Source organism: Sinimarinibacterium thermocellulolyticum (assembly GCF_040327995.1).
In the GTDB taxonomy this organism is placed as follows: domain Bacteria; phylum Pseudomonadota; class Gammaproteobacteria; order Nevskiales; family Nevskiaceae; genus Solimonas; species Solimonas thermocellulolyticum.
Genome location: NZ_JBEPIJ010000002.1, coordinates 207052 through 230720, shown reverse-complemented (window position 1 = coordinate 230720; position 23669 = coordinate 207052). Strand labels below are relative to the sequence as shown.

Below are 23669 nucleotides of genomic sequence, written 5' to 3'. Positions count from 1 at the left end.
TTGGATGCCGCGCCATGGCACGCGCACGCGCCAATCTCCTACAGCGGCGGCGATCCAATGTCGCCGATCACGTGCTAAGGTTCGCGCCCGCGACGTACCGGTTTGTCTGAACACGCGTCGCGCTCCTCCCGACGCGAACAAGAACATGCAACGTGCAACCCCCTGGCTGCGCTGCCTGCTGGCCGCGGCCGTCCTCGCCAGCCCCACGACGATCCATGCCCTGAGCTTCGAGCTCGACGACGCCGGCGAATGGCAGGGCGTACTCAACACCACCATCACCCTCGGCGCCGGCTGGCGCATGCAGGACCGCGCCAGCGACCTGGTCGGCAAGTCCAATCTCGATCCCGAGGTTTGCAGCCGCCAGTTCCAGTCCTGCCAGGGTCTGTTCCGCGAGCAGAGCTATCCGGCCGCGCGGCTCGCCGCCGCCCCTGGCCAGCCGACGATGCGCGCCGACGACGGCAACCTCAATTACGACAAGCACGACCTCATCTCGGGCGTGGTCAAGGCCACGCAGGACCTCACACTCACCTGGGGCGATTTCGGCCTGTTCGCGAAGTGGCTGTACTTCTACGACTTCGTCAACAACGACTTCACCGAGTACCGGCCAAACGCGATCACCGCCGACAACGTCGGCGAGGTCGGCTTCGACGACGACCCGATCGCGAACTACTACTGGCGCAATGGCCTGCGCACCTACGGCCCCGGCGGCGTCGTGCACTCGCGACGCACCGACGGCGAAGCACTGCGCCAGGCCGGAACCGACCTGCAACTGCTCGACCTCAACGTCTACGGCACCCTGCCCTTCCTCGGTGATCGCGAACTGCGCTTCAAGCTCGGCCGTCAGCTCGTGAACTGGGGCGAGTCGACGCTGCTGGCGATCAACAGCGTCAACCAGGCCAATCCGGTCAATGCCAACAACCTGTACCGCATCGGCACCCAGGTCGAAGAGGTATTCACGCCGGTGGGCATGGTGTTTTTAAGCACCGAGCCGTTCTACAACGCCACGATCGAGCTGTACTACCAGTACGAATGGGCGCCGGTCGAGGCGCCGACGCCGGGCACCTTCTTCGGCTTCGTCGATCTGGGCACCCACAATCTCAACGATACGGTGAACTTAAGCTTCGGCAGTTCACCCGACGACCCCGACCGCGCCTTCGTCGGCACCACCCCGGCCGAGCAGCTCGGCTATCTGGACAATCCGCTGACGCTGATCACGCCGACCTCGGGCACGGTGCGCCGCCTCGGCGACTGGGAACCGGACGATCAAGGCCAGTTCGGCGCCGCGCTCAAGTACTACGCGGAAGAACTGAACAACGGCACCGAGTTCGGCGTCTACTTCATGAACTACCACTCGAAGCTGCCGTACGTGAGCTTCTTCTCGGCACCAGCATCGTGCGCCAGGCGCGAGGGCAACACGCTGGGCCTGGACGCTCGCAACACCACCGAGTTCCTGCGTGCCTGCCCGAACCTGCCGGTGGCGGCCAACGCCGCCGCGCGCAACCGGCTCACGCTCGACGCGCTGCAGCTCGGCCTCAACCGACCGGCCATCCTCGCCGACCTCGGCCTCGACCTCGCCGGCCTGCTCAACCTCATTACCGGCAACCCGAACGCGCCGTTCTCGAACGCGGTCGCGCTCGACGGTCCGCAGATCGTCTTCGAGTACCCCGAGAACATCCAGATGTATGGCTTGAGCTTCAACACCACGCTGGGCGACTACTCGATCCAGGGCGAGGTGGCCTTTCGGCCCGAGCTGCCGATGCAGGTGTCGATTGCCGACCTGTCGTTCGCCGCACTCGGCCCGACGCTGACGCGCTGCCACGATCCGGCGCTGGGCTGCTTCGGCTCGACCGCCGGCTCCGGCTGGGGCGAGAACGGCGAGCGCGTGATCTACGGCAGCAGCGACTTCGTGCCCGCACCGGGGCAGGTCGGTTTTGCCGACACCATCAACCTGCTGGTCGGCCACGTGCCCGGCTCGGCGCGCTCCTTCCCCAACTTCATCATTCCCTACCGCGGCGGCACCGTCGGCGAGAACGCGCCCACCGACTTCGATGCGCCGCTCGACCGCAACAACCCAGGCTACATCCGCGGCTACGAGACCTTTGCGACCTACCAGTTCAATTTTGGCTTCACCCGCGTCTACGGCAACACGGAGAACCCCTTCGGCGCCGACCAGATCCAGTTCGTCGGCGAGTTCGGGGCCACCTGGATCCCGAACCTGCCGGCGATCGACGTGCTGCAGATCGACGCGCCCGGCGTGTACACGCATGCCAGCGCCGGCGCCGACGGCACCGGGGCCGATGGCTCGCGGCTGGCGTGCTCGACCGTCGTCGCCTGCTCGATCGGCCCCGACGGTCTGCGCTTCAATCCGACGCAAGCCAACGCCGACGCCTTCGTCGACGACTTCTCCTGGGGCTACCGGTTGATCGCCATCGTCAAGTACGAGGGCGTCTACGGTCCGTTCTCGGTGCAGCCCTTCATCATCTGGGGCCACGACGTCGGCGGCACCGCGCCGGGGCCGGCCGAGAACTTCGTCCAAGGCCGCAAGCAGGCGCTGGTCAACATCGAAACCCGCTACCGCAGCGCGTTGTCGCTGACGCTGGGTTATGGCTGGTTCTTCGGCGGCGGAGCGTACAACCTCTACCGCGACCGCGATTACGCGCAGGCCTTCGTCAAGTATCAGTTTTGAGGGCGATTATTACGAATGCTTTGGATTTCTGGCCTTTGTTGAACTTGCTTGGCGTGGCCCTGGTGAACCGGGGCCGCGCCCTTGCACTTTCGCGCATCCATCGTCCGAAAAGGCTGACACGCCACTACGCTCGCGGCTACTATAATGCGTTGTAACATCACGGGCCCGGCCGTGTCACGGATGCGCTGCCGTCTCAATCCCCCAAGAATCATCCGAAGCAGTTGGGAGAGTCCATGAAGCTCGCACGTCTTTGCATCGTGAGCGCCGCCGCCGCGCTCGCCTCCACTCCGGCCGCCGCCGAGAGTTCCATCCTGGTTTCGCCGAGCTATCTCGCGATTCTCGGCGGCTACACCTTCGCCGATGACGAACGTGGCGGGGAGGATCTCGACTACGCCACGGGCATCCATTTGGCGTTCGGCAACCGTTTCGCGGACAGCAACTGGGGTTACGAGGTCGGCGTACTGTTCGACAACTTCGAGACCGACAAGTCCGGCTCGGTGGACTTTTATCGCAGTAGCGTGGGCCTGGACCTGACCTACGCCTTCGGCGACCGCAAATCGTTCACGCCGTTTCTGGTCGCCGGCATCGGCGGCGGCTACAACGACACGCTGCCGGATGACGAGGATGATTGGTCGCTGCTCGCCAACGCCGGCTTCGGCTTCGTTTCCGGTCCGGTGACCGAGCGCGGCCAGCTCCGCATCCGCGGCGAGGCGCGCTACGTCTACGACGACTTCCGTGAGGGGTACGGCGAGCCGCGCCTCAATCTCGGCATCGAGATTCCGCTGTTCGAGGAGCGCGAAGTCGAGCCGGCGCCGGCTCCCGCGCCGCAGGTGGTCGAGGTGCCGACCGGCCTGATGGATTCCGACGGCGACGGCGTCATCGACGAGAAGGACCAGTGCCCGGATACCCCGGCCGGCGATCGCGTCGACGGCAATGGCTGCTCGCTCGACAGCGTCATCGAGCTCAAGGGCGTGACCTTCGAGTTCAACAAGACGCGCCTGCGTCCGGATGCGGTGACCATCCTCGCCTGGGCCGTGGACATCCTCAAGAAGTACCCCGACATGCAGGTCGAGATCGCCGGCCACACCGACAGCATCGGCAGCGACGACTACAACCAGAAGCTGTCGGAGGCTCGCGCGCAGGCGGTCAAGGACTTCTTCGTCGAACAGGGCATCCCGGAGAGTCAGATGACCGTTCGCGGTTACGGCGAATCCGAGCCGCGCGACACCAACGATACCGCAGAAGGCCGCGAGCGCAACCGCCGCGTCGAACTGCGTGTGCTGAACTGAAGCCGCGCACGTCTATCGGAACTGAAAAGGAGTGACACCCTCATGAAAACCAGGATGAAATACCCCAGCGCGCTGCTCGCAGCGCTGCTCGCGGCAGGCCTCGCCGGCTGCCAGGCCGACAGCGACATCGCCGGCCTCGGCGGCGACATCGTCGAGGACTGCGGTACGGACGGCGTCTGCGGCAATGACGACGACAACGGCGGCTTCGGTCCCAACGACGGCAGCAACGAATCACCGGTGTTCGTCGACACCGACGGCGACGGCGAGGCCGAGACCCCGGTCGCCGACGGTCAGAACTTCGTCTGCACCGAGCTCGCACCGTCCGGATCGGAAACCGAAGTCGGCGCCGACGGTCTGATCGGCGGACTGCTGTCCGACCTGCTCAATCTGCTCGGCGGTGGTTCGCTGGTCAACCTGCTCAACAGCGTGAGCTCGCCGGACAACGTCATCGACGGCGAGCTCGGCAGCTTTGCGACGTTCACGACCACCGTCGGCGGCCTGGGCCTGCTCGACTCGGTCGAGCTCAACGTGCTGCTGCCGGGCAGCATGAACCTCGCGGGCCGCTACGCGGTGTTCGGTCTGTCGTTCCCGGCGGGTACGGTCGATGCGTCCCTGCTCGATCAGATCGAGGTGGTCACCTTCCTCAACGAGGTCGAGCAGGAGCACGTGACGTTCAGCAGCGTGGTGGTCGATCTGCTGGGGCAGAACCTGGTCGGCGGCGAGCCGATCTGGTTCGGCCTCAAGGCGACCAAGAACTTCAACCGCGTCGCCCTGAGCATCGCCTCGGCGCTGCTGTCGGCCAACGTCGGCGAGCAGATGTACGCCCACGAGCTGTGCCTGGGCGGCACTTTCGTCGATCCGCCGACGAACTGAGGACCACGTCGAAGCCGTAGCGGACGGGCCACCCCAGGGTGGCCCGTCCCGTTTGCGGGACGCCATCAGGACTGCGGCGCGAGAGTTCGCTGACCCGCCATGGCCCACACGGCGCGCCGATCTCGACGCGGGCGTCGCGCGCACGGGCGAGCGCGTGAGCCGATAGCATTCGGCGCAGGCCTGTTCCGCGATCCACCGCCGTGACCGCAAGCGATGTCCACGCGCCCCGTGCCGCCTGGTCGTTCTGGATCGACCGCGGCGGCACCTTCACCGACATCGTCGCGCGCCGGCCGGACGGCACACTACTGACGCACAAACTGCTGTCGGACAACCCCGAGCAGTACGCCGACGCCGCGACCGCGGGCATCCGTGCGGTGCTCGCGATGCACGGTGAGACCTTGCGGACCGCGACGATCGACGAGGTGCGCATGGGCACGACCGTCGCCACCAATGCCCTGCTCGAACGCCGCGGCGAGCCGACGCTGCTCGCGATCACCCGCGGCTTTGCCGATGCCCTGCGCATCGGCGATCAGACGCGGCCGCGGCTGTTCGATCTACACATCCGGCTGCCGGCGCCGCTGTACGACCAGGTGGTCGAGATCGACGAACGCGTCGCCGCCGACGGCAGCGTCGTGCGTGCACTCGACGAACAGGCTGCGTGCGCGGCTCTGCAATCGGCCTACGACCGCGGCCTGCGCGCCGTGGCGATCGTGCTGATGCACGCCTGGCGCCATCCGCGGCACGAGCAGCGGCTCGCGCAGCTCGCGCGCGAGATCGGCTACACCCAGATCTCGACGAGCCACGACTGCGGCGCGCTGATCAAGCTAGTCGGCCGCGGCAATCTGACGGTGGTCGATGCCTATCTGACCCCGGTGCTGCGCCGCTACGTCGATCGCATCGCCGCCGAGCTGCGCGACGTGCGTCTGCTGTTCATGCAATCCAACGGCGGTCTGGTCGAGGCCGCGGCGTTCCGTGGCAAGGACGCGATCCTGTCGGGCCCCGCCGGCGGCATCGTCGGCATGGCGCGCACCGCCGAGGCCGCCGGCTTTGCGCAGGTGATCGGCTTCGACATGGGCGGAACCTCGACCGATGTCTCGCACTACGACGGCGCCTTCGAGCGCCGGCACGAATCGCGCATCGCCGGCCTGCGCCTGCTCGCACCCATGCTCGACATTCATACCGTCGCCGCCGGTGGCGGTTCGGTCTGCCACTTCGACGGCCTGCGCCTGCGCGTGGGCCCACAGTCCGCGGGCGCGGTGCCCGGTCCGGCGTGCTACCGCCGCGGCGGACCGCTGACGATCACCGACTGCAACCTGCTGCTCGGCAGACTGCAACCGGCCTTCTTTCCCACCGTGTTCGGCCCACATGCCGATCAGCCCCTGGACCGCGACGTCGTCGTCGAACGCTTCGACGCGCTCGCGCGAGAAGTGCGTAAAGCCAGCGGCGTGGCACTGAGCCCGCAGGCGCTCGCCGAAGGCTACATCCGCATCGCGGTCGAGCACATGGCCAACGCGATCAAGGAGATCTCGATTCAACGCGGACGCGACGCCAGCCGCTACACCCTGGCCTGCTTCGGCGGTGCCGGCGGCCAGCACGCCTGCCGGGTGGCCGAGGCGCTCGGCATGCAACGCGTGCTCATCCACCCATTCGCCGGCGTGCTCTCGGCCTTGGGCATGGGCCTTGCGGAACAGCGCGTGCTGCGCGAACGCTCGCTCGGCATCGGCCTCGACGACGAGGCGCAGTTGCACGATGCACTCGCCGAGCTGCGCGGCGAGGCGACCGCCGCCCTTCAGGCGCAGCACGTTCCGCAGGCCGAGATCCGCTGCGTCGCCAGCGCGCATCTCAAATACGCCGGCACCGACACCAGCCTGCCGGTTGCAGCCGATACGGCGGCGTCGATGCGCGCTGCCTTCGAGGCCGAGCATCGCGCACGTTTCGGCTTCGTCGACGCGCAGCGCCGCATTGTCATCGAGCGGGTCGGCGTCGAGGCGATCCGCGCGCAGACGCCGCTCGCCTCGGCAGCCGCGCCCACCGAAGCGGTAGCGCCGGCGCACAGCGCGCGTGTCTGGTTCGACGGCGCCGAGCGCGAGGTGCCGGTGCTGCGTCGCGAAGCGCTTCGTGCCGGTACACAGATCGACGGTCCGGCGATCATCTGCGAGGCCACCGCGACCACCGTCGTCGAACCGCGCTGGCGCGCCCGCGTCGATGCGATGCGAAATCTGATTCTCGAACGCATCGCCGCGCCGCGCCGCGACGACACCGGCGCCACCTTCGATCCGATCCGGCTCGAAGTCTTCAACAAGCTGTTCATGGCGGTTGCCGAGCAGATGGGCGATGCGCTGCAGAACACCGCACACTCGGTGAACATCAAGGAGCGCATGGACTTCTCCTGCGCGCTGTTCGATGCGCAGGGCCAGCTCGTCGCCAACGCGCCGCACATCCCGGTGCACCTGGGCTCGATGGGCGATTGCGTACGCGCGGTGATCCACGGCCGCACGCGCGAACGACGCGCGTTCGCGCCCGGCGAGGCGTGGATGCTCAATTCGCCGTACAACGGCGGCACCCATCTGCCGGACGTCACCGTGGTGATGCCGGTGTTCGACCGCGACACGCGGCTACTCGGCTTCGTCGCCGCGCGCGGCCACCACGCCGACATCGGCGGCATGACGCCGGGCTCGATGCCGCCGCAAAGCCGCTGCATCGACGACGAGGGCGTGCTGATCGACGACTTCAGGCTGCTCGACGGCGGGCGGCTGCGCGAGGCCGAAGTGCGGGCGCTACTCGCATCCGGCGCGCATCCGGCGCGCAATCCGGATCAGAACCTCGCCGACCTGCAGGCCCAGCTTGCCGCCTGCATGCGCGGCGCACAGGCCCTGCGGCAGCTCGTGCATCAGCACGGCCGCGACACCGTACTGGCATACATGGCACACGTGCTCGATCACGCCGAGGCCGCGGTGCGGCGTCTGTTGCCGCGTCTGCACGACGGCCGGTACGTCTGCACCATGGACAACGGCGCGCGCATCGCCGTCGCCATCACGCTCGATCGCCGGCGCGAACGTCTGTGCATCGACTTCAGCGGTTCGAGCGCGCAGCGGCCGGACAACTTCAACGCGCCGCTGCCGGTGTGCCGCGCCGCCGTGCTCTACGTGATCCGCTGCCTGCTCGACGACGACATTCCGCTCAACGACGGCTGCCTGCGCGCGGTGGACCTGATCGTGCCCGAGGGCTCGATGCTCAATCCGCGGTATCCCGCGGCGGTCGCTGCCGGCAATGTCGAGACCAGCCAGGTCATCGTCGATACGCTGTTCGCTGCCTTCGGCGCGCTCGCCGGATCGCAGGGCACGATGAACAACCTCACCTTCGGCGACGGCGCGCAGCAGTACTACGAGACGATCTGCGGCGGCGCCGGTGCCGGCGCGGACTTCGACGGCGCCAGCGCCGTGCACACGCACATGACCAACAGCCGGCTCACCGATGCGGAAGTGCTCGAAGCGCGCTATCCGGTGCGCGTCGAGCGCTTCGCGATCCGCGCCGGCTCCGGCGGGCGCGGCCGCCGGCGCGGCGGCGACGGCGTCGAGCGCCGCATCCGCTTTCTGGCGCCGATGACCGCGGCGATCCTGTCGAACCGGCGCCGCACCGCGGCACCCGGGCTCGCCGGCGGTGGCGACGGGCTGCCCGGCCGCAACCGCGTGGAACGCGCCGACGGGCGCGTCGAGCCGCTCGGTGCCACGGCGCAGGTCGAGATGCAGGCCGGCGACGTGTTCGTCATCGACACGCCGGGCGGCGGCGGCTACGGTCGCGGCGACACATGAAGCACCTGCTGCTCGTCTGGCACAGCCAGTCCGGCCACACGCGCCGGCTCGCCGATGCGGCGGCCGAAGGCGCGCGCGCGTTTGCCGACGAGGTCGAGCTGCGCATGCGCCATGCCTTCGACGCGACGCTCGACGACCTGTTGTGGGCGCAGGGCCTGCTGCTCGGCACGCCGGAGAACTTCGGCTACATGTCCGGGGCGATGAAGGACTTCATGGATCGCACCTACTATCCGGCCCAGAACAAGACCGTCGGCTTGCCCTACGCCGTGTTCATCAGCTGCGACAACGACGGCAGTGGCGCCGTGCGCGCGATCGAGCGCATCGCCACCGGCTACGGCTGGAAAGCCGTCGCCGAGCCGCTGATCAGCCGCGGCGGACTTGCGCCGGGCGCGCTCGATCAGGCGCGCGAGCTCGGACAGACGATGGCGGCCGGTCTCGCGCTGGGTTTGTTCTGAGCCGTTGCCCGCGCAGGCTTCGGCGCCGCGCTAACGCAGCGAACCCGGCGCAAAGCGGTAGCGGATGCCGGCCTCGATGCGGTCATCGTCGCCGCCCTGCAGCGCCGCCTGGATCGCGAGATTCCGATCGAAAGCGAACGAACCGGCGATGCGCAGCGAGGTAAAGCCCTCGTCGAAGGCGTCGAAGTGCACGATCTCCGGGCTCAACTCGAAAGCGCGGGCGAAACGCCAGCGCAAACCGCCGCGCAGGCCGTAGCCGGTGTCGTCCTCACGACCGACATCGACGAACTCGATGGTCGCCGCCGCGGTCCAGTCGAGGTCGCGCTGCAGCGGGCCGAACACGCGCCCGCCGAGGCCCATCTGCTCGAGCTGCCCGGTATCCACATACTCGCCGATCAACGCGAGCTGGCGATGCACCTGTCCGGAGCCGGCGATGCGCACGCCGGAATCGTCGCGGCCTTCGAGATCGCGGTCGATGAAGCCGCCCTCGATGTAGTTGTCGCTGTGGGCCAGCGCGGCCCCGGGCAAGCTCAGCACAGGCAGGGCCAGCGTGAGCCACACGGTCTTAAGGGTCTTGCGGGTACTCGCGAGCACGACAGTCCTTATCTTGGTCGCACGACGCCGTGCGGCCGCCCATGATGCGCTCGATCGCTGACTCGGCTCTGAACGTCGCGCGCCGCGCCGCACGCAGCGCTTGGCATAATTTCGCGCCCCATCCGAGCGAGACGTCATGGCCCGCAACATCCTCGTCCGCCGTTCGCCGATCCACGGTAATGGCGTCTTTGCCGCGCGCGATCTGCCCAAGGGGCTGCGCGTGATCCAGTATCGGGGTGCGCTGCGTCCGCACGACGAGATCGACCGCTGCTATGGCGGCGACGCTGACAGCGGCCACACCTTCCTGTTCACGCTCAACGACGACTGGGTCATCGACGCCAACGTCGGCGGCAACAGCGCACGCTGGATCAATCACAGCTGCAAACCCAACTGCGAAGCCGTGCTCTACGAGGATGCCGGCGGCGATCGCCGCAAGGACCGCGTGTTCATCGAGACCAAACGGGCGATCCGCGCCGGCGAGGAGCTCACCTACGACTACGGCATCGTCCTCGACGAGGCGCACACGCCCAGGCTGAAAAAGATCTGGGCTTGCCGTTGCGGCGCCAGGAACTGCACCGGAACGATGCTCAAACCCAAGCGTCGAAGCGCCCGACGCTCGTAAGGAACGGTGCGACGGGATGCGCCGGCGGCTCCAGGTCGGAGCCGTTCATGTTCCGCATCCGCAAGATCCACGACGCCGTCTCGCCCGCCAATCGCGATGCCCTCGAACAGGTGCGGGCGATCATCCGGGCGCAGTTCCCGCGTCCCCGAGAAGAGGATCTGGACAAGGTCGAACAACAGTTGCGCGACCCACTACGCTACCGATATCGCTCGATCCTGTTCGTCGCCGAGAACGTGCGCGGTCAGGTGCGCCGCGCCGATGCCGACAACAGCGTGGCCTTACTCGTCAACCGAGGGCGAAAACGAAGGAGCCCCGCCTGGGCGGGGCTCCGGAAACCGCGACGAGCGCTTAGCGCACGATCTCGACGCGGCGGTTCTGCGCGTAGGCCCGCTCGTCGTGACCGCTGACCGCCGGACGGCTCTCGCCGTAACTGAGCGTCGACATCTGCGCCTCGGACACACCGGCGGCGGCGAGCGCATCCCGCACCGCCAGCGCACGCCGCTCGCCCAGCGCCTGGTTGTACTCGCTGGTGCCGCGCTCGTCGGCGTGGCCTTCCAAACGCACCGTCACCGATGGGTTGGCGCTCAGATAACGCGCCCACGCCACGATCTTGCTCTGGCCGGCGGCGTCGATCATGTCGCTGTCGTAGGCAAAGTAGATGGTCGCGTCGCCCACGCCGGCAGGCAGGCCGGCGGCATCGCCGCCCGCGCTCAGCCTCACGCCGCCGGCGACCGGCGTCGGCGCATAGGCGCCGCTGTCGCGGCTCGCCGCGGCGGCGTCCTGACGATCGCGCGTGCTCGCGCATCCGCTCAGCATTGCGCCGAGCACAAACACGGAAAGAACCAGGGCCTTGCTAGCCATGAAGAACTGCCTTTGCAATGAAATGGGGAGGGGGTGCCCGGAGGGCGGCGCATTAGATCACGCGGCCGCATCCGCCTCACTCCTCCGCGCCGCTGATATTTTTCGATTGATGGCGATCCAATCAATTCAGCGGATCGATTGACCCTACCGCAAGCACCTCGCTGTCCAGGCCGTAGCCGACGCCGTAGACGCTGCGCAGCGGATCGCGGCCGCCGAGCCTGTCGCGCAGCTTGCGGCGCAGGTTCTTCACATGACTGTCGATGTTGCGCTCGTAGCCGGAAAAGTCGGTGCCACGGGCACGTTCGAGCAGTTGCGTGCGCGACCACACGCGCTGCGGCTGTTCGAGCATGGCTGCGAGGATGCGGAACTCGATCGGCGTCAGCGCCAGTGCCTCGCCGGCGATGCGTACACGGTGTGCGTCGCGATCGAGTTCGAGCGGACCGAGAGTGATGCGCCCGTTGCCGGGTGCAGCCTGAGGCATCATGCGACGCAGGATCGCACGTGCCCGCGCGACCACTTCACGTGGGCTGAACGGCTTGCAGACATAGTCGTCGGCACCGAGTTCGAGCCCGAGCAGTCGGTCGATCTCGTCGACGCGCGCGGTGACGATCATGATCGCCGGCTGCGTCCCGGCGGCGCGCAGTTCGCGGCACAGGTCTAGACCGTCCTTGCCGGGCAGTTGCAGGTCCAGCACCACGAGATCCGCCGGACGCCGTTGCAGAGCCGCCTGCACCTCGTCACCACGGTATACGACCTCGACCTCGAAGCCGGCATGGACGAAGTAGTCGCGCAGCAAGGCGGCGAGCTTGGCCTCGTCCTCGACGATCATTACGCGCGGTCCGCTCATGGGTCGCGCTCCGCGCCCGGCAAGTCGATCTGGATGCACAGGCCGCCATCGACATTGGCCTGCGCCGCGATGCGCCCGCCGTGCGCCTCGACGATCGAACGACAGATCGCCAGCCCCAGACCGGTGCCGGCTCCGCCCTCGGTGCGCGAGCGCGCCGCCTCGACGCGGTAGAGCCGCTCGAACAGTCGCGGCAGCGCTTCGACCGGCACGCCGGGGCCGGCATCGCAGACGCTGATGTGGATGCGCTCGCCGGCGCCTGCGGTGGTGATCCGCAATGGCCCGGGCGCATGTGCGTGGCGCAGCGCATTGTTGATCAGATTGCCGAGCACCTGTTCGATGCGCTGGGCATCGACGTGCACCGGCAGTTCGGCCTCGGCGAGCCGCAATTCCAGCGCGAATCCGGCCTCGCGCAAGGCCGCGTCGAAGCGCGCGGCCGCGGCCTGCACCAGCGCGTTGATGTCGCAGCGCTCGCGCTGCAGACGCAGACCGCCGGACTCGACCACCGACAGCAGATGCAGGTCGTCGATCAGGCTGCCGAGACGCTGTACCTCCTGCTGCATCGAGCGCAGTTGCGCCGGCTGGATCGGCCGCACACCGTCGAGCAAGGCTTCGAGCTCGCCGCGCAAGACCGCGAGCGGCGTGCGCAGTTCGTGGGCGATATCGGCGAGCCATTGACGCTGGTTGCGGTCGAAACGCTCGAGTGCCGCCGCCAGCGTGTTGAAGTCCGCAGCCAGGCGGCCGAACTCGTCGCGCCGATCGGCGTTCAGGCGCAACCCGAACTCACGCCGCGCCAGCGCCGCGGTGGCGGCCGACAAGCGCCGCAGCGGACGCTGCACCATCGCCGCGATCAGTGCCGCGAACAGCGCCGCCAGCGGCAGACCGATCGCCGCGGCGCGCAGCAGGGCCTGCCTCTGCCGTTTCCAGAACCCGGCCTCGTCCGGGGCGATCCAGTCCGGCAGCGGCGGCCGCGCGACGTAGCCCAGCGTGACCTCACCATCGACGATCGGCACGCGCAGCCCCTCGCCGTCCGGCAACGGCGCGCCCGCCAGATACTGCTGCCGCGCATCGAGCAGCGTCAGCGGCGCGCGCAGTCGGTGGGGGCGGGGCTCGCGCCAGCGCTCACCCGCGGGCGTGAACGGCGGCAGCGCGCCGCGCCGACGGAACTCGCGCAAAGCCCGCGCGGCAACGGCCAGATCGCCCGTCTGCACGTACTGCTCGGCGATGCGCTCGGCGACCTCTTCGAGCCGCTGGCGCTCGCGCGCCTCGACGTAGGCAGCGAAGCTGGTCGCGGTCTGGTGGCGCATCAGCAGCAGCACGCCGGCCACCAGCGTCGCGGCGGAGAGGACCTGCACCCCGAACAGCTTCCAGAACAAGGACATGCCGGCATCTTAAGCGCCCGCATGCACGCTCCGCGCGACTCTGCGGATTGTTCGCAGACTTTCTCCACGAAATCCCCACATTCGCCGCCTAGTCTCTACGGCGTGGCGCACAGACGATGCGCGTCCGCAACATCCCCTTCATCACACAGGAGTCGACGATGACATCACTCAAGCTCGCCGCAGCCGCCGCTCTGACCTGCCTTGCGCTCGGCGCGGGCGCCGTGTACGCCGGAGATGGCGACAACGCAGGCCACGACGGCAAGCGCATGCACCGCATGCACGGCCCCTCTTTGGAACGCATGGCGTTCGGCAACGCGCTGGCCGCCGAACTGGCCAACCGCACCGGTCGCAGCGCCGAGGAGATTCGCGCACTGTTCGAGGATGGCGGCCCGCGCAAGGCCGCCGAGACGCTCGGACTCGATCGCGAGACCATGAAAGAGGCGATGATGGCGGCGCGTCTGACGCTCATCGCGAAGGCGCAGGCGGCGCAGATGATCACCGCCGAGCAGGCGCAGACGCTGCGCGAGGCCAAGCCGCGATTCGACGGCAAGGGGCCGCGTCCACATCGAAAGGCGGACCAAGCCGACTGACGCTGCGCGGTGCCAGGAACAAAAAAACCCCGGCAGAAAGGCCGGGGTTCCGGTAATCCGAAATCGCGGATCAGAGCGCGCGGATCTGCGCCGCCTGCAGGCCCTTGGGGCCACGGCGGACTTCGAACTGGACCTTCTGTCCTTCCTTGAGCGTCTTGAATCCCGTGCCCTGAATCTCGCGGAAGTGCGCGAACAGATCCTCACCGCCGCCTTCCGGCGTGATGAAGCCAAAGCCCTTGGCTTCGTTGAACCACTTCACCGTGCCCGTTGCAACATTCGACATACGACCTTCCTTTAAAACAGATTGAAATCGGGCAACCCCCGCCCGGTGGGTGCAAGCGATCAAGGAAGCTGTCCGGGCATGTCGCACGACACCGCCCCCAAAGCGGACCGAACAAACCCGCAGTGAACACTGCCTTAAAACGGATGCGAGCAAGACTCTACACCGTCCGCAAGAGGCTGTCGAATGTGCACTGCAGCGACATTTTCCCTGCGAATACGGGGCCTTGGTGTGCGGCGAGGCGCCTGCCCCGCAGGCGGCATTGCTATCATCGCCGCCCGCTCGCGCCGCCCTGGCCCGCACCTTGTCATCATGTGGTTCAAAAACCTTTCCATCTACCGCCTGCCGCCCGGCTGGACCCGAACACCCGGCGCACTCGAGACCACGCTGGCCGCGTTCCCGTTACAGCCCTGTTCTGGCCTCGCGCTGCGGTCGCGCGGCTGGGTGCCGGTCAACGATGCAGGCCAGTTTGCCTACGGCCAGGAACGGCAGGTGCTGATCGCGATGGGCACCGACGAGAAGCTGTTGCCCGCTTCCGTGGTCAACCAGGTCGCCGGCGAGCGCATCGCCAATCTGGAGAACGACAAGGGCTTCAAGCTCGGCCGCAAAGCCAGGCGTGAGATCCGCGAGCAAGTCGCCGTCGAACTCACGCCGCGCGCGTTCTCGCGCCGCACCGAGCTACGCGGCTGGTTCGACTTCGCCGGCGGCTGGCTCGTCGTCGACACCGCCTCGGCGAACCGCGCCGACGAGTTCACCCAGACCCTACGCGATGCGCTCGGCGAACTGCCGGTGACGCCACTGCAGTCGGAGCCGTCGATGGATACGTTGATGACCGGCTGGCTCGCCAGCGGCCAGGCGCCGCGACCCTTCGCGCTCGATGACGAGGCGGAGCTGACGAGCGCCGACGCGAACAAATCCACCGTGCGCTACTTGCGTCACGCGCTGGACGGCAAGGACATCGCCGGTCACCTGTCCAGCGGCAAGATCGTCAAACGCCTCGCCCTGACCTGGAAGGATCGCATCGGCTTCGTCGTCGATGACAAGCTGCAGATCCGCCGCTTCAAGGCGCTCGATATCGAGCGCGTGCGCGAAGAATCGGACGTCCTGCCGCCCGAGCAGCAGTTCGAAATCGACTTCGCCCTGTTCAGCGGCGAACTCGGCGCGCTGCTCGAGGATCTGGCAGCGGCAGTGAACGCGGCGCGCGAGTGACGCTCACGACGCTTCAACGATCGTGCCAGGTTACATGTAATTCCGACGGGACACGATTCGGCATCGCCGAAACTGCGCGCACGCGAAGACGCTGAACCCTCGCAGCCTCATCCATGCACTGCATGAATATCCAACCATGCAGAACTATCAATGGAATGATGGCATCGTCCCGCGTAGGGTCTGCGCTCCCGCCGTGACTGCGGCAACACCGGATGGCATAGGTCGACATGATCGGGGCGCTGAGCGATCACCTGCTGTACCGGCCTCTTCGGGCGCGCCGCCAGCGCGTCGACGGGCCCTGGCGCTGGCTCGCGACCGCGCACGGTGCGCTGCGCGTGCTCGACACTGGCGGCGACCACTCGGTGCTGCTGTTCGCGCCGGACGGGCCGTGCGTGATCGAGCACTATGCGGCGCTGGTCGAAACATTGCGCGCGGACTTTCGCGTGGTCGTCTTCGATCTGCCGGGCTTCGGCCTGAGCGCGCCGTCGCCAGGCTATGCACATCGCCTTGAGCAGGGCGCGGCGGTGATCCTCGGCGTGCTCGATGCCCTCGGCATCGAGCGTGCGACCCTGTGCTTTTCCTGCATCGACGGCTTCTATGCGATCGCCGCGGCGGCCACGGCGCCGGCGCGCTTCGACGCGATCGGTCATTTCCCCGATCTAGAGCAAGCCGATACCCACGCCGCGGTGATGCGCGAAGCCTGCGGCCTGCCGACACACTGACCACCAAACATGGGCGCCATTCTTCTGATCCGTCACGGCCAGGCCTCGTTCGGGGCCGGCGACTACGACCAGCTTTCCGCAACCGGCTTCACCCAGTCGCGTGTGCTCGGCGAGAGTCTCAAGCAGCGCGTGCTCAAGGTCGATCAGGTGCTCACTGGCGGTATGCGCCGTCATCGCCAGACGGCCGAGACTGCACTCGCGGCCATGGGCGTCGACACCAAGATCGAGGACGACGCCGGCTGGGCCGAGTACGACCACGTCGCGGTCATCGCCGCGCACCGCCCCGAGTGGGCCGACCAGACGCGGATGATGGCCGAGCTCAATAAGCTGCCGAATCCGCGTCGCGCCTTCCAGCAGGAATTCGAGCAGGCCACCGCACGCTGGATCGGCGGCCTGCACGACGACAACTATCCGGAAAGCTGGCGTGCGTTCTGCGTGCGCGTGCAGCAGGCTTTGCAGCGCCTGCACGCGCGCCTGGGCAAGTCACAGACCGCGCTGGTGTTCACCTCGGGTGGACCGATCAGCGCGGTGGCGCAGCAGCTACTACACCTGAGCGATGCGAACACGCTGCGCTTGAACTGGACGCTGGCCAATGCGGCGATCAGCAAGCTGATCTACTCCGAGCGCGCGTTGTATCTGTCGACGCTCAATGACCATGCGCACTTCGAAGGCGCACGGGCCGATCTCATCACCTACCGCTAATCCGATCCATCACTACTGCCCTATGCGTAAAAACATCCTGATCACCGGCGCCAGCTCCGGCATCGGCCGCGGCATGGCGCGCGAGTTCGCCAGACTCGGCTGCAACCTCGCGCTGTGCGCGCGCCGCACCGAACGCCTCGAAGAACTCAAGGCCGAACTCACTGCCGCGCATCCGGGCATCCACGTCGCGCTGCGTGCGCTCGACGTCGACGACCACGACGCGGTGTTCCGCGTGTTTCGCGAGTTCCGCGAGGAGCTCGGCACGCTCGATCGCGTGATCGTCAATGCCGGCATCGGCAAGGGCCAGCCGATCGGCACCGGCTACTTCTACGCCAACCGCCAGACCGCGCAGACCAACTTCGTCTCGGCGCTGGCGCAGTGCGAGGCCGCGGTCGAAATCTTCCGCGAGCAGAACGCCGGCCATCTGGTGACGATCTCGTCGATCAGCGCCATGCGCGGTTTTCCGCGCAATCTGACCACCTATGCCGCGACCAAGGCCGGCCTGGCGACGCTCACCGAAGGCATCCGCGCGGATCTGGCGCGCACGCCGATCAAGGTGACGACCATCTTCCCCGGCTACATCCGCTCCGAGATCAACGAGAAGGTGAAGAAGACGCCGTTCATCGTCGACACCCAGACCGGTTCGCGGGCACTGGTGCGCGCGATCGAGCGCGAGCCGGCAAGCGCCTGCGTGCCGGCCTGGCCGTGGGCGCCGCTCGCGTTTTTGCTGCGCCACCTGCCGCTGGCCATCGTCGCCAAGATGGCTTGAGCCCACAAAACCCGAACGCCGCCGACTCTCAAAGCCGCGCGGGATGGTCACGGTCACGCGAATTTCGCGCACGGCGGCGCCATACTACGCAGCCTCGGGCGGCGCCGCTGCCGGCAAGGGGATTGATCATGTCCGCGATGATCCGCGGTCGCACCATCGTCATCACCGGCGCGTCGAGCGGCATCGGCGAAGCCACCGCGCTGCGCCTTGCGCGCGCCGGCGCGCGGCTGTGCCTGGTGGCGCGCCGCGCCGACGAGCTGAGGCGGGTGCAGAACCTGGTGCACGCGCTCGGCGCCGAGGCGTGGATCTACCCGACCGACCTCAGCCAGGCCGGCGAGGTCGAGGCCTTAGCCGATGCGCTGCTCGCCGAGCACGCGCGCATCGACGTGCTGGTCAACAACGCCGGCCGCTCGATCCGCCGTCGCGTGAGCGAATCCTTCGAGCGCATGCACGACTACGAGCGCACGATGGCGCTGAACTACTTCGCCGCCGTGCGCCTGACGCTGCGCTTGCTGCCGGGCATGCTCGAACGCAACGACGGCCACATCGTCAATGTGTCGAGCCTGTCGGCGCTGATGCCGACGCCACGCTTCTCGGCCTACGTCGCCAGCAAGTGCGCGCTCGAGGGCTTCTCGCGTACGCTCGCTGCGGAGATGGCCGGTCGCGACATTGCCGTCAGCGTGATCAACTTTCCGCTGGTGAAGACGGCGATGACCGCACCGACCGCGGTCTATAACTATCTGCCGCAGATGAGTACCGACAAGGCCGCGGGCTGGATCGTCAAGGCGATCGAAACCCGGCGCTACCGCATCACCAATCGTCTCGGTGAGGCCTGGAATGCGGCGACGGCACTGGCCCCGGACCCGACGGTGAAATGGACTGGACGGCTGTTCAAGATCGTCGGCGAACGCCTGCAGCGGCGCGCCGACCGCGAGCGGGCCAACGGCGGCGCGTGAGCCTGGTCAAAAGCTTCGCGCCGGTCGCAACGCCCGATGCGCGCGTGCTGATCCTCGGCAGCATGCCCGGCGTCGCCTCGCTGAACGCGCAGCGTTACTACGCGCATCCGCGCAATGCGTTCTGGCCGATCATGGGCGCGCTGCTGGGCTTTGCGCCGGACGCGCCTTACGATGCGCGCCTGCGCGCGCTGACCGACGCCGGCATCGCGCTCTGGGACGTGATGGCCGCCTGCGTGCGTCCGGGCAGCCTCGATGCGGCGATCGACGAGGACTCGATCGTGCCCAATGACTTCGCGGGCTTCTTCGCGCGTCATCGCCGCATCACCCAGGTGTTCTTCAACGGCGCCAAGGCCGCCGAGGCCTTCCGCCGCCACGTCACACCGACGCTGCCGCAGGCCCTGTCGCTGCACACCACGCGCCTGCCCTCCACGAGCCCAGCCAACGCCGCGCACAGTCTCACCGGCAAGCTGGCGCGCTGGCGCGCACTGACCGATGCACTGGCCAGCACGAGCCACCCCGCCGCGCGCTCGCCGATGACGCTGCGATGACCAGGCCCAAGGGGATCGCACCCTTGTGACACGTCGCAGATGGCGGCACAGTAGCGCCCCTTTTCGCTCATCACCCCACCCATGCGCATCCTGCACACGATGCTCCGCGTCGGCGATCTCGAACGCTCGATCGCGTTCTACACCGAGGTGCTCGGCATGAAGCTGCTGCGCCGCAAGGACTATCCGGACGGCCAGTTCACGCTCGCCTTCGTCGGCTACGGCGATGGCGATGCCGAGATCGAGCTGACCTACAACTACGGCGTCGACCGCTACGAGCTGGGCAACGCCTTCGGCCACATCGCGATCGAAGTCGACGACGCCTACGCTGCCTGCGAAGAGGTCAGGCGTCGCGGCGGTCGCGTGACCCGCGAGGCCGGTCCGATGAAGCACGGCACGACGGTCATCGCCTTCGTCGAGGATCCGGACGGGTATAAGATCGAGTTCATCCAGAAGAAGGCCGCCGCATAAGTTCCCGCAGGCGGCCTCGTGCGACCCGAGGAGCGATGGAAGACCGCCTGCAGCAGTTCCGCGCCGCGTATCAGGCGAAGATCTCGCCGCTGTACAACGGTTGGCTGCACGGCGCCTGGATCTTCGGCTTCGGCGCCGTCTTCATCGCCTGGTGCGCAAGCCGTGTCGAGAACGGCGGCTGGGCCTGGCTCAGTGTGATCCCCGCCCTGCTCGTCGCCAATCTCGGCGAGTGGTGGCTGCACAAGAACGCCCTGCACCGGCGCATCGATGCGCTCAAGGCCTTGTGGCACCGGCATACGATCGAGCATCACCACTACTTCACCGAGACGCGGATGAGCGTGGACTCGCAGCGCGAGTACCGCATCATCCTGTTTCCGGCCTACGCCATCGTCGGCATCGCGCTGATTCACGCGCTGTTCGGCGGCTTGTGGGCTGTGGCCTTCGGCGCCAACGCCGGCTGGGCGTGGATGATCGGCGGCATGAGCCACTACCTGCTCTACGAGGTGCTGCACACCGCGGCCCGCTCGCCCGAGCATTCGCTGCTGGCGAAGCGGCCGCGCAAAGCGGTCTGCGGTGCCGACGGTTTCTTCGCCGTGGACCTGCGCGTCGGCACGGTCATCGCCGCCGAACCCTTTGCCAAGGCACGCAAGCCGGCATACCGGCTCAAGGTCGACTTCGGCCCGGTCGTGGGGGTGCTGTAGACCAGCGCGCAGGTCACGAACTACGCCATCGACGCCCTGATCGGCCGCCGCGTCGTCGGTGCGCTGAATCTCGGCGAGAAGAACATCGCCGGCTTCACCAGCCAGTTCCTGATCCTCGGCGCGCTGCAGCCGGACGGCACCGTGCAACTGCTCGCGCCGGACGGCACAGTGCCCGATGGCGCGCCGGTGGCATGACCGCGCTGCAGGCGTAGACTGGCGGCATGCTCGAATCCGAGGCCATGCGCCTGGCCGCCGAACGCAGCTGCGAGATGCGCTGGGATGAAACCCAGTGCTGCTGGGTGATTCTCGCCGTCTCCTACGACGCGGACATGGTCTGCCTGCCGGCGGCGACGCTCGCGCAGCTTTCGGCAGAGGACTTCTTGCGCGACTGGATTCCGGAGCGTAGCTAGACCAGCAGCTCGGTGACCGGCTGGGGATGGTGGAAGTAAAAGCCTTGCCCGCGGCGTATGCCCAGAGCGTGCAGTTGCGAGGCCGTCGCCTCGTCTTCGACACCTTCGGCGATCACCTTGATGCCGAGCTTGCGCCCGATCTGCGCGATCATCGACACCACCGGCTCGTTGACCGGGTCGCCGCGGATCGCCGTGGTGAAGTCCTGCGCGATCTTGATGCCGTCGACGCGCAGATGGCGCAGGTAGTTGAACGCAGTAAAGCCGGAACCGAAGTCGTCGAGCAGCACGCGACAGCCGTGCGAACGCAGCAGCTCGATGCCCTGCAGCGTGACGTGCCAGTTCGACGGCGCCGCCGACTCGGTGATTTCGAAGCAGATGCGGTCGCGCAACCCGGCGCTCGTCGACAGCACCTCGCTGATCACGCGGTGAAACCGCAGATCCGACAGCGACAGGCCCGAGACGTTGATGGTCACGTACCACTCCTTCGGCACGCAAGGCTTCCGTTCCGCGAGCAGTGTCGCGGCACGGCGCAGCATCCAGCCGTCGAGGCGCGTGATCAGATCGTTGCGCTCGGCCGCCGGCAGGAAACGGTCAGGGGTGATGACGCTGCCGTCAGGACCGATCAGGCGGGTCAAGAGCTCGATGCCGACCACGCGCCGGCTGTCGAGGTCGACGATCTTCTGCGCGTACACCGCAAGGCGATCGTCATCGAATGCACGCTGCAAGGCGTTCACGGCGTCAAACTCGACCGCCGGTGTGAAGCCGTCGATGCCCGAATCGCGATAGACACAGGCGCGGTTGCGGCCGGTGCGCTTGGCGACATAGCAGGCCGCATCGGCCATGCGCAGCAGATCGGCAACGCTACAGACCGCATCCGGCGGCTCGGCGATGCCGATCGACAAGCCGAGCTGGAACTGCTGCTCGTCGCGGCGGAAGCGAAAATGCTCGACGGCGTCGATCAGCTTGGCGGCGACGAGCTCGGCCTCGTCAACCGCACACCGGTCGAGAATCACGCCGAACTCGTCGCCACCGAGTCTGGCGAAGACATCGGTGCTGCGCAGCACCGAGCGCAGGCGCAGGGCCAGCGCGCGCAGCAGTTCGTCCCCGGCATCGTGACCGATGGTGTCGTTGACGATCTTGAAGCGATCGAGATCTAGATAGAGCAGGCACCACGGCCGCGGTTGCTGGACCACGGCGCGCCGCTGCTGTTCGAGCTGCCGCTCGAAACCCGAGCGGTTGAGTAGCCCGGTGAGCGCATCGTGCGTCGCCTGGTGTTCGAGCGCGCGGGTCAGCGCACGCGCCTGGGTCACGTCGTGCAGCATGAAGACGTAGCCGATCGGCTCGCCGCCGCCGTCCTTGAGGGGCGCCAGCGCGTATTCGATCCACAACCGCGGCAGCGAGCCGCGATACAGATTGGCGAGTCCCTGCACGAAGGATGCGTGCTGGTCTGGCAGCGCGTCGAGCAGCGGCAGGCGTTCGCCCGCCTCCTCGCGCAGGTCGACGACATCGCCCAGCCGCTGCCCGATCAGCGCGCTCGACACGACACCGAGCAGCCGCTCCGCGATCGGATTGACGAAGTCGATCCTGCCCTGCGTGTCAGTGATCACGACGGCATCGGTGATCGCCGAGAGCGCCACCTGGAAGCGCTCCTTCTCCTGCTGCAGAAGCTGCTCGTAGCGCAGCCGTGCCGAAACGTCCTGGACGTGCGACAGAAAATGCAGGGGATGACCGTCGGCATCGCGCACCAGGCTGACGTCGAGCTGGATGGGCACGATGCCGCCGTCCTTGCGGAGATAGCGCTTGGACAGACGATACCCGGCAATCTCGCCGTCGATGGTCCTTCGCACCAGCTCCAGATCGGGTGCGAGATCGTCCGGGTGCGTGATGTCCTGGAAGGTCATCGACATCAGCTCTTGCTGGCCATAGCCGACAATCTCGCAGAGCGCCCGATTGACCATCAGCCAGCGTCCGTCCAGCCCCACCATGGCCAGACCGATCGGCGACGCCTGGATGGTCAGACGCAGCGCGCGCTCGCGCGCACCGAGCTCGATCGCGGCGCGACGGCGCTCGGACACGTCGTGCCCCTCGGCGATCAGCATGGTGATGCGACCTTTAGCATCCCGTACCGGCTTGAGCGAGAAGTCGACCATCATGCGCGCGTCGTGCGCGCCGAGAATCTCGAACTCCGCACGCACCAGTTGGCCGGACGCGGCCTGCTGCACTGCCTCACGCACGAGCGCGACGGTCTGCGGCGACGCCTGAAAGTACGGCAACTCCCAGATCCAGCGGCCGCTCACGTCTTCGGCGCGCAGTCCGGCGAAGGCCAGCGCGGTGTCGTTGCCTTCGATCACGCGCCCGTCGACGTCGACCACACCCATCAACTGGAAGGTCGAATGAAAAGCGGCGGCGTAGCGCGCTTCGCGTTCCTGCATCTGCGCCAACGCCCGGCGCTGCGCGGTGATGTCGGTGTGTGTGCCGACGACGCGCGTGGCCCGACCCGCGGCATCGCGTTCGATCACGCGCCCACGCGCGAGTATCCAGCGGTAGCCACCGTCGCGACCACGCAGGCGGTGCTCGCAGACGTACATCGCGGTGTGCCCTTTTAGGTGCGCATCGATCGCGGCGAGCGCGGCGTCGAGATCATCGGCATGCACGCGGTCCTGCCATTCCTCGAAGCGCGCGCCGATCTCGTCATCGGCATAGCCGAGCATCGCCTTCCATTCGGGTGAGTAGTAGACCTCACCGCTCGTCACGCACCAGTCCCAAACGCCGATGCCCGAGGCCTCGACCGCGGCGCGCCAGCGTTCCGCCGGCTCGGCGGGCGCTGCGGCGGGCAATGCGGCGACGCGCATCGACGAGGCTAAGGCAGGCATGGGCATCGGGTGCTCGGTCTCCT

At 67.6% G+C, this 23669-nt stretch carries 23 protein-coding genes; 17 read left to right on the top strand and 6 right to left on the bottom strand.

Annotated elements, in window-relative coordinates; genetic code table 11:
• Positions 1 to 145: 145 nt before the first annotated feature.
• The 5 genes from ABSH63_RS02935 to ABSH63_RS02915 all read left to right on the top strand — a co-directional run bounded on the left by ABSH63_RS02935 (position 146) and on the right by ABSH63_RS02915 (position 9115).
• The gene (locus ABSH63_RS02935; RefSeq protein WP_352887282.1) at positions 146 to 2686 is read left to right on the top strand and encodes a DUF1302 domain-containing protein; all 2541 of its coding nucleotides are present in this window, start codon (positions 146 to 148) and stop codon (positions 2684 to 2686) included.
• 233 nt (positions 2687 to 2919) lie between these two features.
• Positions 2920 to 3975, top strand: a complete 1056-nt coding sequence (locus ABSH63_RS02930; protein WP_352887279.1) for an OmpA family protein — start codon at positions 2920 to 2922, stop codon at positions 3973 to 3975.
• Positions 3976 to 4017: 42 nt separating this feature from the next.
• Entirely contained in the window at positions 4018 to 4848 is an 831-nt protein-coding gene (locus ABSH63_RS02925; RefSeq protein ID WP_352887277.1) for a hypothetical protein, read from the top strand.
• A 200-nt stretch (positions 4849 to 5048) separates the two neighbouring features.
• Positions 5049 to 8660: a hydantoinase B/oxoprolinase family protein gene (locus ABSH63_RS02920; protein WP_352887276.1), complete on the top strand. Its 3612-nt coding sequence runs from the start codon at positions 5049 to 5051 to the stop codon at positions 8658 to 8660.
• Complete coding sequence (locus ABSH63_RS02915) at positions 8657 to 9115, top strand: flavodoxin family protein (RefSeq protein WP_352887274.1); 459 nt, start codon at positions 8657 to 8659, stop codon at positions 9113 to 9115. Before ABSH63_RS02920 ends, ABSH63_RS02915 begins: the two co-directional genes overlap by 4 nt.
• Positions 9116 to 9145: 30 nt before the next feature.
• On the opposite strand, the gene ABSH63_RS02910 is transcribed toward ABSH63_RS02915, so the two are convergent.
• Positions 9146 to 9709, bottom strand: coding sequence for a hypothetical protein (locus ABSH63_RS02910; protein WP_352887272.1), 564 nt, complete (start codon positions 9707 to 9709; stop codon positions 9146 to 9148).
• A 136-nt stretch (positions 9710 to 9845) separates the two neighbouring features.
• Between ABSH63_RS02910 and ABSH63_RS02905 the strand changes: the two genes are divergently transcribed.
• A complete protein-coding gene (locus tag ABSH63_RS02905) occupies positions 9846 to 10331 on the top strand; it encodes an SET domain-containing protein (RefSeq protein ID WP_352887271.1) in 486 nt (161 codons plus the stop codon).
• A 47-nt stretch (positions 10332 to 10378) separates the two neighbouring features.
• Positions 10379 to 10738 (top strand): hypothetical protein, encoded by a 360-nt coding sequence (locus ABSH63_RS02900; RefSeq protein WP_352887270.1) that lies wholly within the window; start codon positions 10379 to 10381, stop codon positions 10736 to 10738.
• On the opposite strand, the gene pal is transcribed toward ABSH63_RS02900, so the two are convergent.
• From pal to ABSH63_RS02885, 3 genes are all read right to left on the bottom strand, one after another.
• Complete coding sequence (pal, locus tag ABSH63_RS02895) at positions 10680 to 11192, bottom strand: peptidoglycan-associated lipoprotein Pal (RefSeq protein ID WP_352887268.1); 513 nt, start codon at positions 11190 to 11192, stop codon at positions 10680 to 10682. The genes ABSH63_RS02900 and pal overlap by 59 nt on opposite strands.
• Positions 11193 to 11313: 121 nt before the next feature.
• The gene (locus tag ABSH63_RS02890) at positions 11314 to 12039 is read right to left on the bottom strand and encodes a response regulator (protein WP_352887266.1); all 726 of its coding nucleotides are present in this window, start codon (positions 12037 to 12039) and stop codon (positions 11314 to 11316) included.
• The gene (locus ABSH63_RS02885) at positions 12036 to 13418 is read right to left on the bottom strand and encodes an ATP-binding protein (RefSeq protein WP_352887263.1); all 1383 of its coding nucleotides are present in this window, start codon (positions 13416 to 13418) and stop codon (positions 12036 to 12038) included. Before ABSH63_RS02885 ends, ABSH63_RS02890 begins: the two co-directional genes overlap by 4 nt.
• A gap of 158 nt (positions 13419 to 13576) precedes the next feature.
• Between ABSH63_RS02885 and ABSH63_RS02880 the strand changes: the two genes are divergently transcribed.
• On the top strand, positions 13577 to 14008 hold the full coding sequence (locus ABSH63_RS02880; RefSeq protein ID WP_352887261.1) for a hypothetical protein: 432 nt from the start codon (positions 13577 to 13579) through the stop codon (positions 14006 to 14008).
• A 70-nt stretch (positions 14009 to 14078) separates the two neighbouring features.
• Here ABSH63_RS02880 and ABSH63_RS02875 read toward each other — a convergent pair whose 3' ends face one another.
• A complete protein-coding gene (locus ABSH63_RS02875; protein WP_110264042.1) occupies positions 14079 to 14291 on the bottom strand; it encodes a cold-shock protein in 213 nt (70 codons plus the stop codon).
• Between the two features lie 309 nt (positions 14292 to 14600).
• On the opposite strand from ABSH63_RS02875, the gene ABSH63_RS02870 reads away from it, so the two are divergent.
• The 9 genes from ABSH63_RS02870 to ABSH63_RS02830 all read left to right on the top strand — a co-directional run bounded on the left by ABSH63_RS02870 (position 14601) and on the right by ABSH63_RS02830 (position 20773).
• Positions 14601 to 15497: a recombination-associated protein RdgC gene (locus tag ABSH63_RS02870; protein WP_352887258.1), complete on the top strand. Its 897-nt coding sequence runs from the start codon at positions 14601 to 14603 to the stop codon at positions 15495 to 15497.
• A 227-nt stretch (positions 15498 to 15724) separates the two neighbouring features.
• Complete coding sequence (locus ABSH63_RS02865; RefSeq protein WP_352887257.1) at positions 15725 to 16219, top strand: alpha/beta fold hydrolase; 495 nt, start codon at positions 15725 to 15727, stop codon at positions 16217 to 16219.
• A 9-nt stretch (positions 16220 to 16228) separates the two neighbouring features.
• Complete coding sequence (locus ABSH63_RS02860; protein ID WP_352887255.1) at positions 16229 to 16921, top strand: histidine phosphatase family protein; 693 nt, start codon at positions 16229 to 16231, stop codon at positions 16919 to 16921.
• Between the two features lie 22 nt (positions 16922 to 16943).
• Complete coding sequence (locus ABSH63_RS02855) at positions 16944 to 17690, top strand: SDR family oxidoreductase (protein ID WP_352887254.1); 747 nt, start codon at positions 16944 to 16946, stop codon at positions 17688 to 17690.
• A 128-nt stretch (positions 17691 to 17818) separates the two neighbouring features.
• Positions 17819 to 18646 carry an SDR family NAD(P)-dependent oxidoreductase gene (locus ABSH63_RS02850; protein WP_352887253.1) on the top strand — a complete coding sequence of 276 codons (828 nt, stop codon included), beginning with the start codon at positions 17819 to 17821 and terminating at the stop codon, positions 18644 to 18646.
• Positions 18643 to 19194, top strand: coding sequence for a DNA-deoxyinosine glycosylase (locus ABSH63_RS02845; RefSeq protein ID WP_352887251.1), 552 nt, complete (start codon positions 18643 to 18645; stop codon positions 19192 to 19194). The genes ABSH63_RS02850 and ABSH63_RS02845 overlap by 4 nt, the downstream gene beginning before the upstream one ends.
• An 81-nt stretch (positions 19195 to 19275) precedes the next feature.
• A complete protein-coding gene (gene gloA, locus ABSH63_RS02840) occupies positions 19276 to 19662 on the top strand; it encodes a lactoylglutathione lyase (protein ID WP_352887249.1) in 387 nt (128 codons plus the stop codon).
• A gap of 35 nt (positions 19663 to 19697) precedes the next feature.
• On the top strand, positions 19698 to 20363 hold the full coding sequence (locus ABSH63_RS15760) for a hypothetical protein (RefSeq protein ID WP_434223239.1): 666 nt from the start codon (positions 19698 to 19700) through the stop codon (positions 20361 to 20363).
• Between the two features lie 221 nt (positions 20364 to 20584).
• Positions 20585 to 20773 carry a hypothetical protein gene (locus tag ABSH63_RS02830; RefSeq protein ID WP_352887247.1) on the top strand — a complete coding sequence of 63 codons (189 nt, stop codon included), beginning with the start codon at positions 20585 to 20587 and terminating at the stop codon, positions 20771 to 20773.
• Here ABSH63_RS02830 and ABSH63_RS02825 read toward each other — a convergent pair.
• Positions 20770 to 23646: a PAS domain S-box protein gene (locus ABSH63_RS02825; RefSeq protein WP_352887246.1), complete on the bottom strand. Its 2877-nt coding sequence runs from the start codon at positions 23644 to 23646 to the stop codon at positions 20770 to 20772. The two genes, ABSH63_RS02830 and ABSH63_RS02825, sit on opposite strands and share 4 nt — an antisense overlap.
• Positions 23647 to 23669: the final 23 nt, after the last annotated feature.

Excerpts from the sequence above, each read along its gene's own strand:
- ABSH63_RS02875 (WP_110264042.1), bottom strand. The coding sequence starts at position 14,291 with ATGTCGAATGTTGCAACGGGCACGGTGAAGTGGTTCAACGAAGCCAAG.
- ABSH63_RS02890 (WP_352887266.1), bottom strand. The coding sequence starts at position 12,039 with ATGAGCGGACCGCGCGTAATGATCGTCGAGGACGAGGCCAAGCTCGCC.
- gloA (WP_352887249.1), top strand. The coding sequence starts at position 19,276 with ATGCGCATCCTGCACACGATGCTCCGCGTCGGCGATCTCGAACGCTCG.
- ABSH63_RS02830 (WP_352887247.1), top strand. The coding sequence starts at position 20,585 with ATGCTCGAATCCGAGGCCATGCGCCTGGCCGCCGAACGCAGCTGCGAG.
- ABSH63_RS02930 (WP_352887279.1), top strand. The coding sequence starts at position 2,920 with ATGAAGCTCGCACGTCTTTGCATCGTGAGCGCCGCCGCCGCGCTCGCC.
- ABSH63_RS02825 (WP_352887246.1), bottom strand. The coding sequence starts at position 23,646 with ATGCCTGCCTTAGCCTCGTCGATGCGCGTCGCCGCATTGCCCGCCGCA.
- ABSH63_RS02925 (WP_352887277.1), top strand. The coding sequence starts at position 4,018 with ATGAAAACCAGGATGAAATACCCCAGCGCGCTGCTCGCAGCGCTGCTC.
- ABSH63_RS02885 (WP_352887263.1), bottom strand. The coding sequence starts at position 13,418 with ATGTCCTTGTTCTGGAAGCTGTTCGGGGTGCAGGTCCTCTCCGCCGCG.
- ABSH63_RS02865 (WP_352887257.1), top strand. The coding sequence starts at position 15,725 with ATGATCGGGGCGCTGAGCGATCACCTGCTGTACCGGCCTCTTCGGGCG.
- ABSH63_RS02880 (WP_352887261.1), top strand. The coding sequence starts at position 13,577 with ATGACATCACTCAAGCTCGCCGCAGCCGCCGCTCTGACCTGCCTTGCG.
- ABSH63_RS02870 (WP_352887258.1), top strand. The coding sequence starts at position 14,601 with ATGTGGTTCAAAAACCTTTCCATCTACCGCCTGCCGCCCGGCTGGACC.
- ABSH63_RS02860 (WP_352887255.1), top strand. The coding sequence starts at position 16,229 with ATGGGCGCCATTCTTCTGATCCGTCACGGCCAGGCCTCGTTCGGGGCC.
- ABSH63_RS02915 (WP_352887274.1), top strand. The coding sequence starts at position 8,657 with ATGAAGCACCTGCTGCTCGTCTGGCACAGCCAGTCCGGCCACACGCGC.
- ABSH63_RS02850 (WP_352887253.1), top strand. The coding sequence starts at position 17,819 with ATGTCCGCGATGATCCGCGGTCGCACCATCGTCATCACCGGCGCGTCG.
- pal (WP_352887268.1), bottom strand. The coding sequence starts at position 11,192 with ATGGCTAGCAAGGCCCTGGTTCTTTCCGTGTTTGTGCTCGGCGCAATG.
- ABSH63_RS15760 (WP_434223239.1), top strand. The coding sequence starts at position 19,698 with ATGGAAGACCGCCTGCAGCAGTTCCGCGCCGCGTATCAGGCGAAGATC.
- ABSH63_RS02905 (WP_352887271.1), top strand. The coding sequence starts at position 9,846 with ATGGCCCGCAACATCCTCGTCCGCCGTTCGCCGATCCACGGTAATGGC.
- ABSH63_RS02935 (WP_352887282.1), top strand. The coding sequence starts at position 146 with ATGCAACGTGCAACCCCCTGGCTGCGCTGCCTGCTGGCCGCGGCCGTC.
- ABSH63_RS02855 (WP_352887254.1), top strand. The coding sequence starts at position 16,944 with ATGCGTAAAAACATCCTGATCACCGGCGCCAGCTCCGGCATCGGCCGC.
- ABSH63_RS02900 (WP_352887270.1), top strand. The coding sequence starts at position 10,379 with ATGTTCCGCATCCGCAAGATCCACGACGCCGTCTCGCCCGCCAATCGC.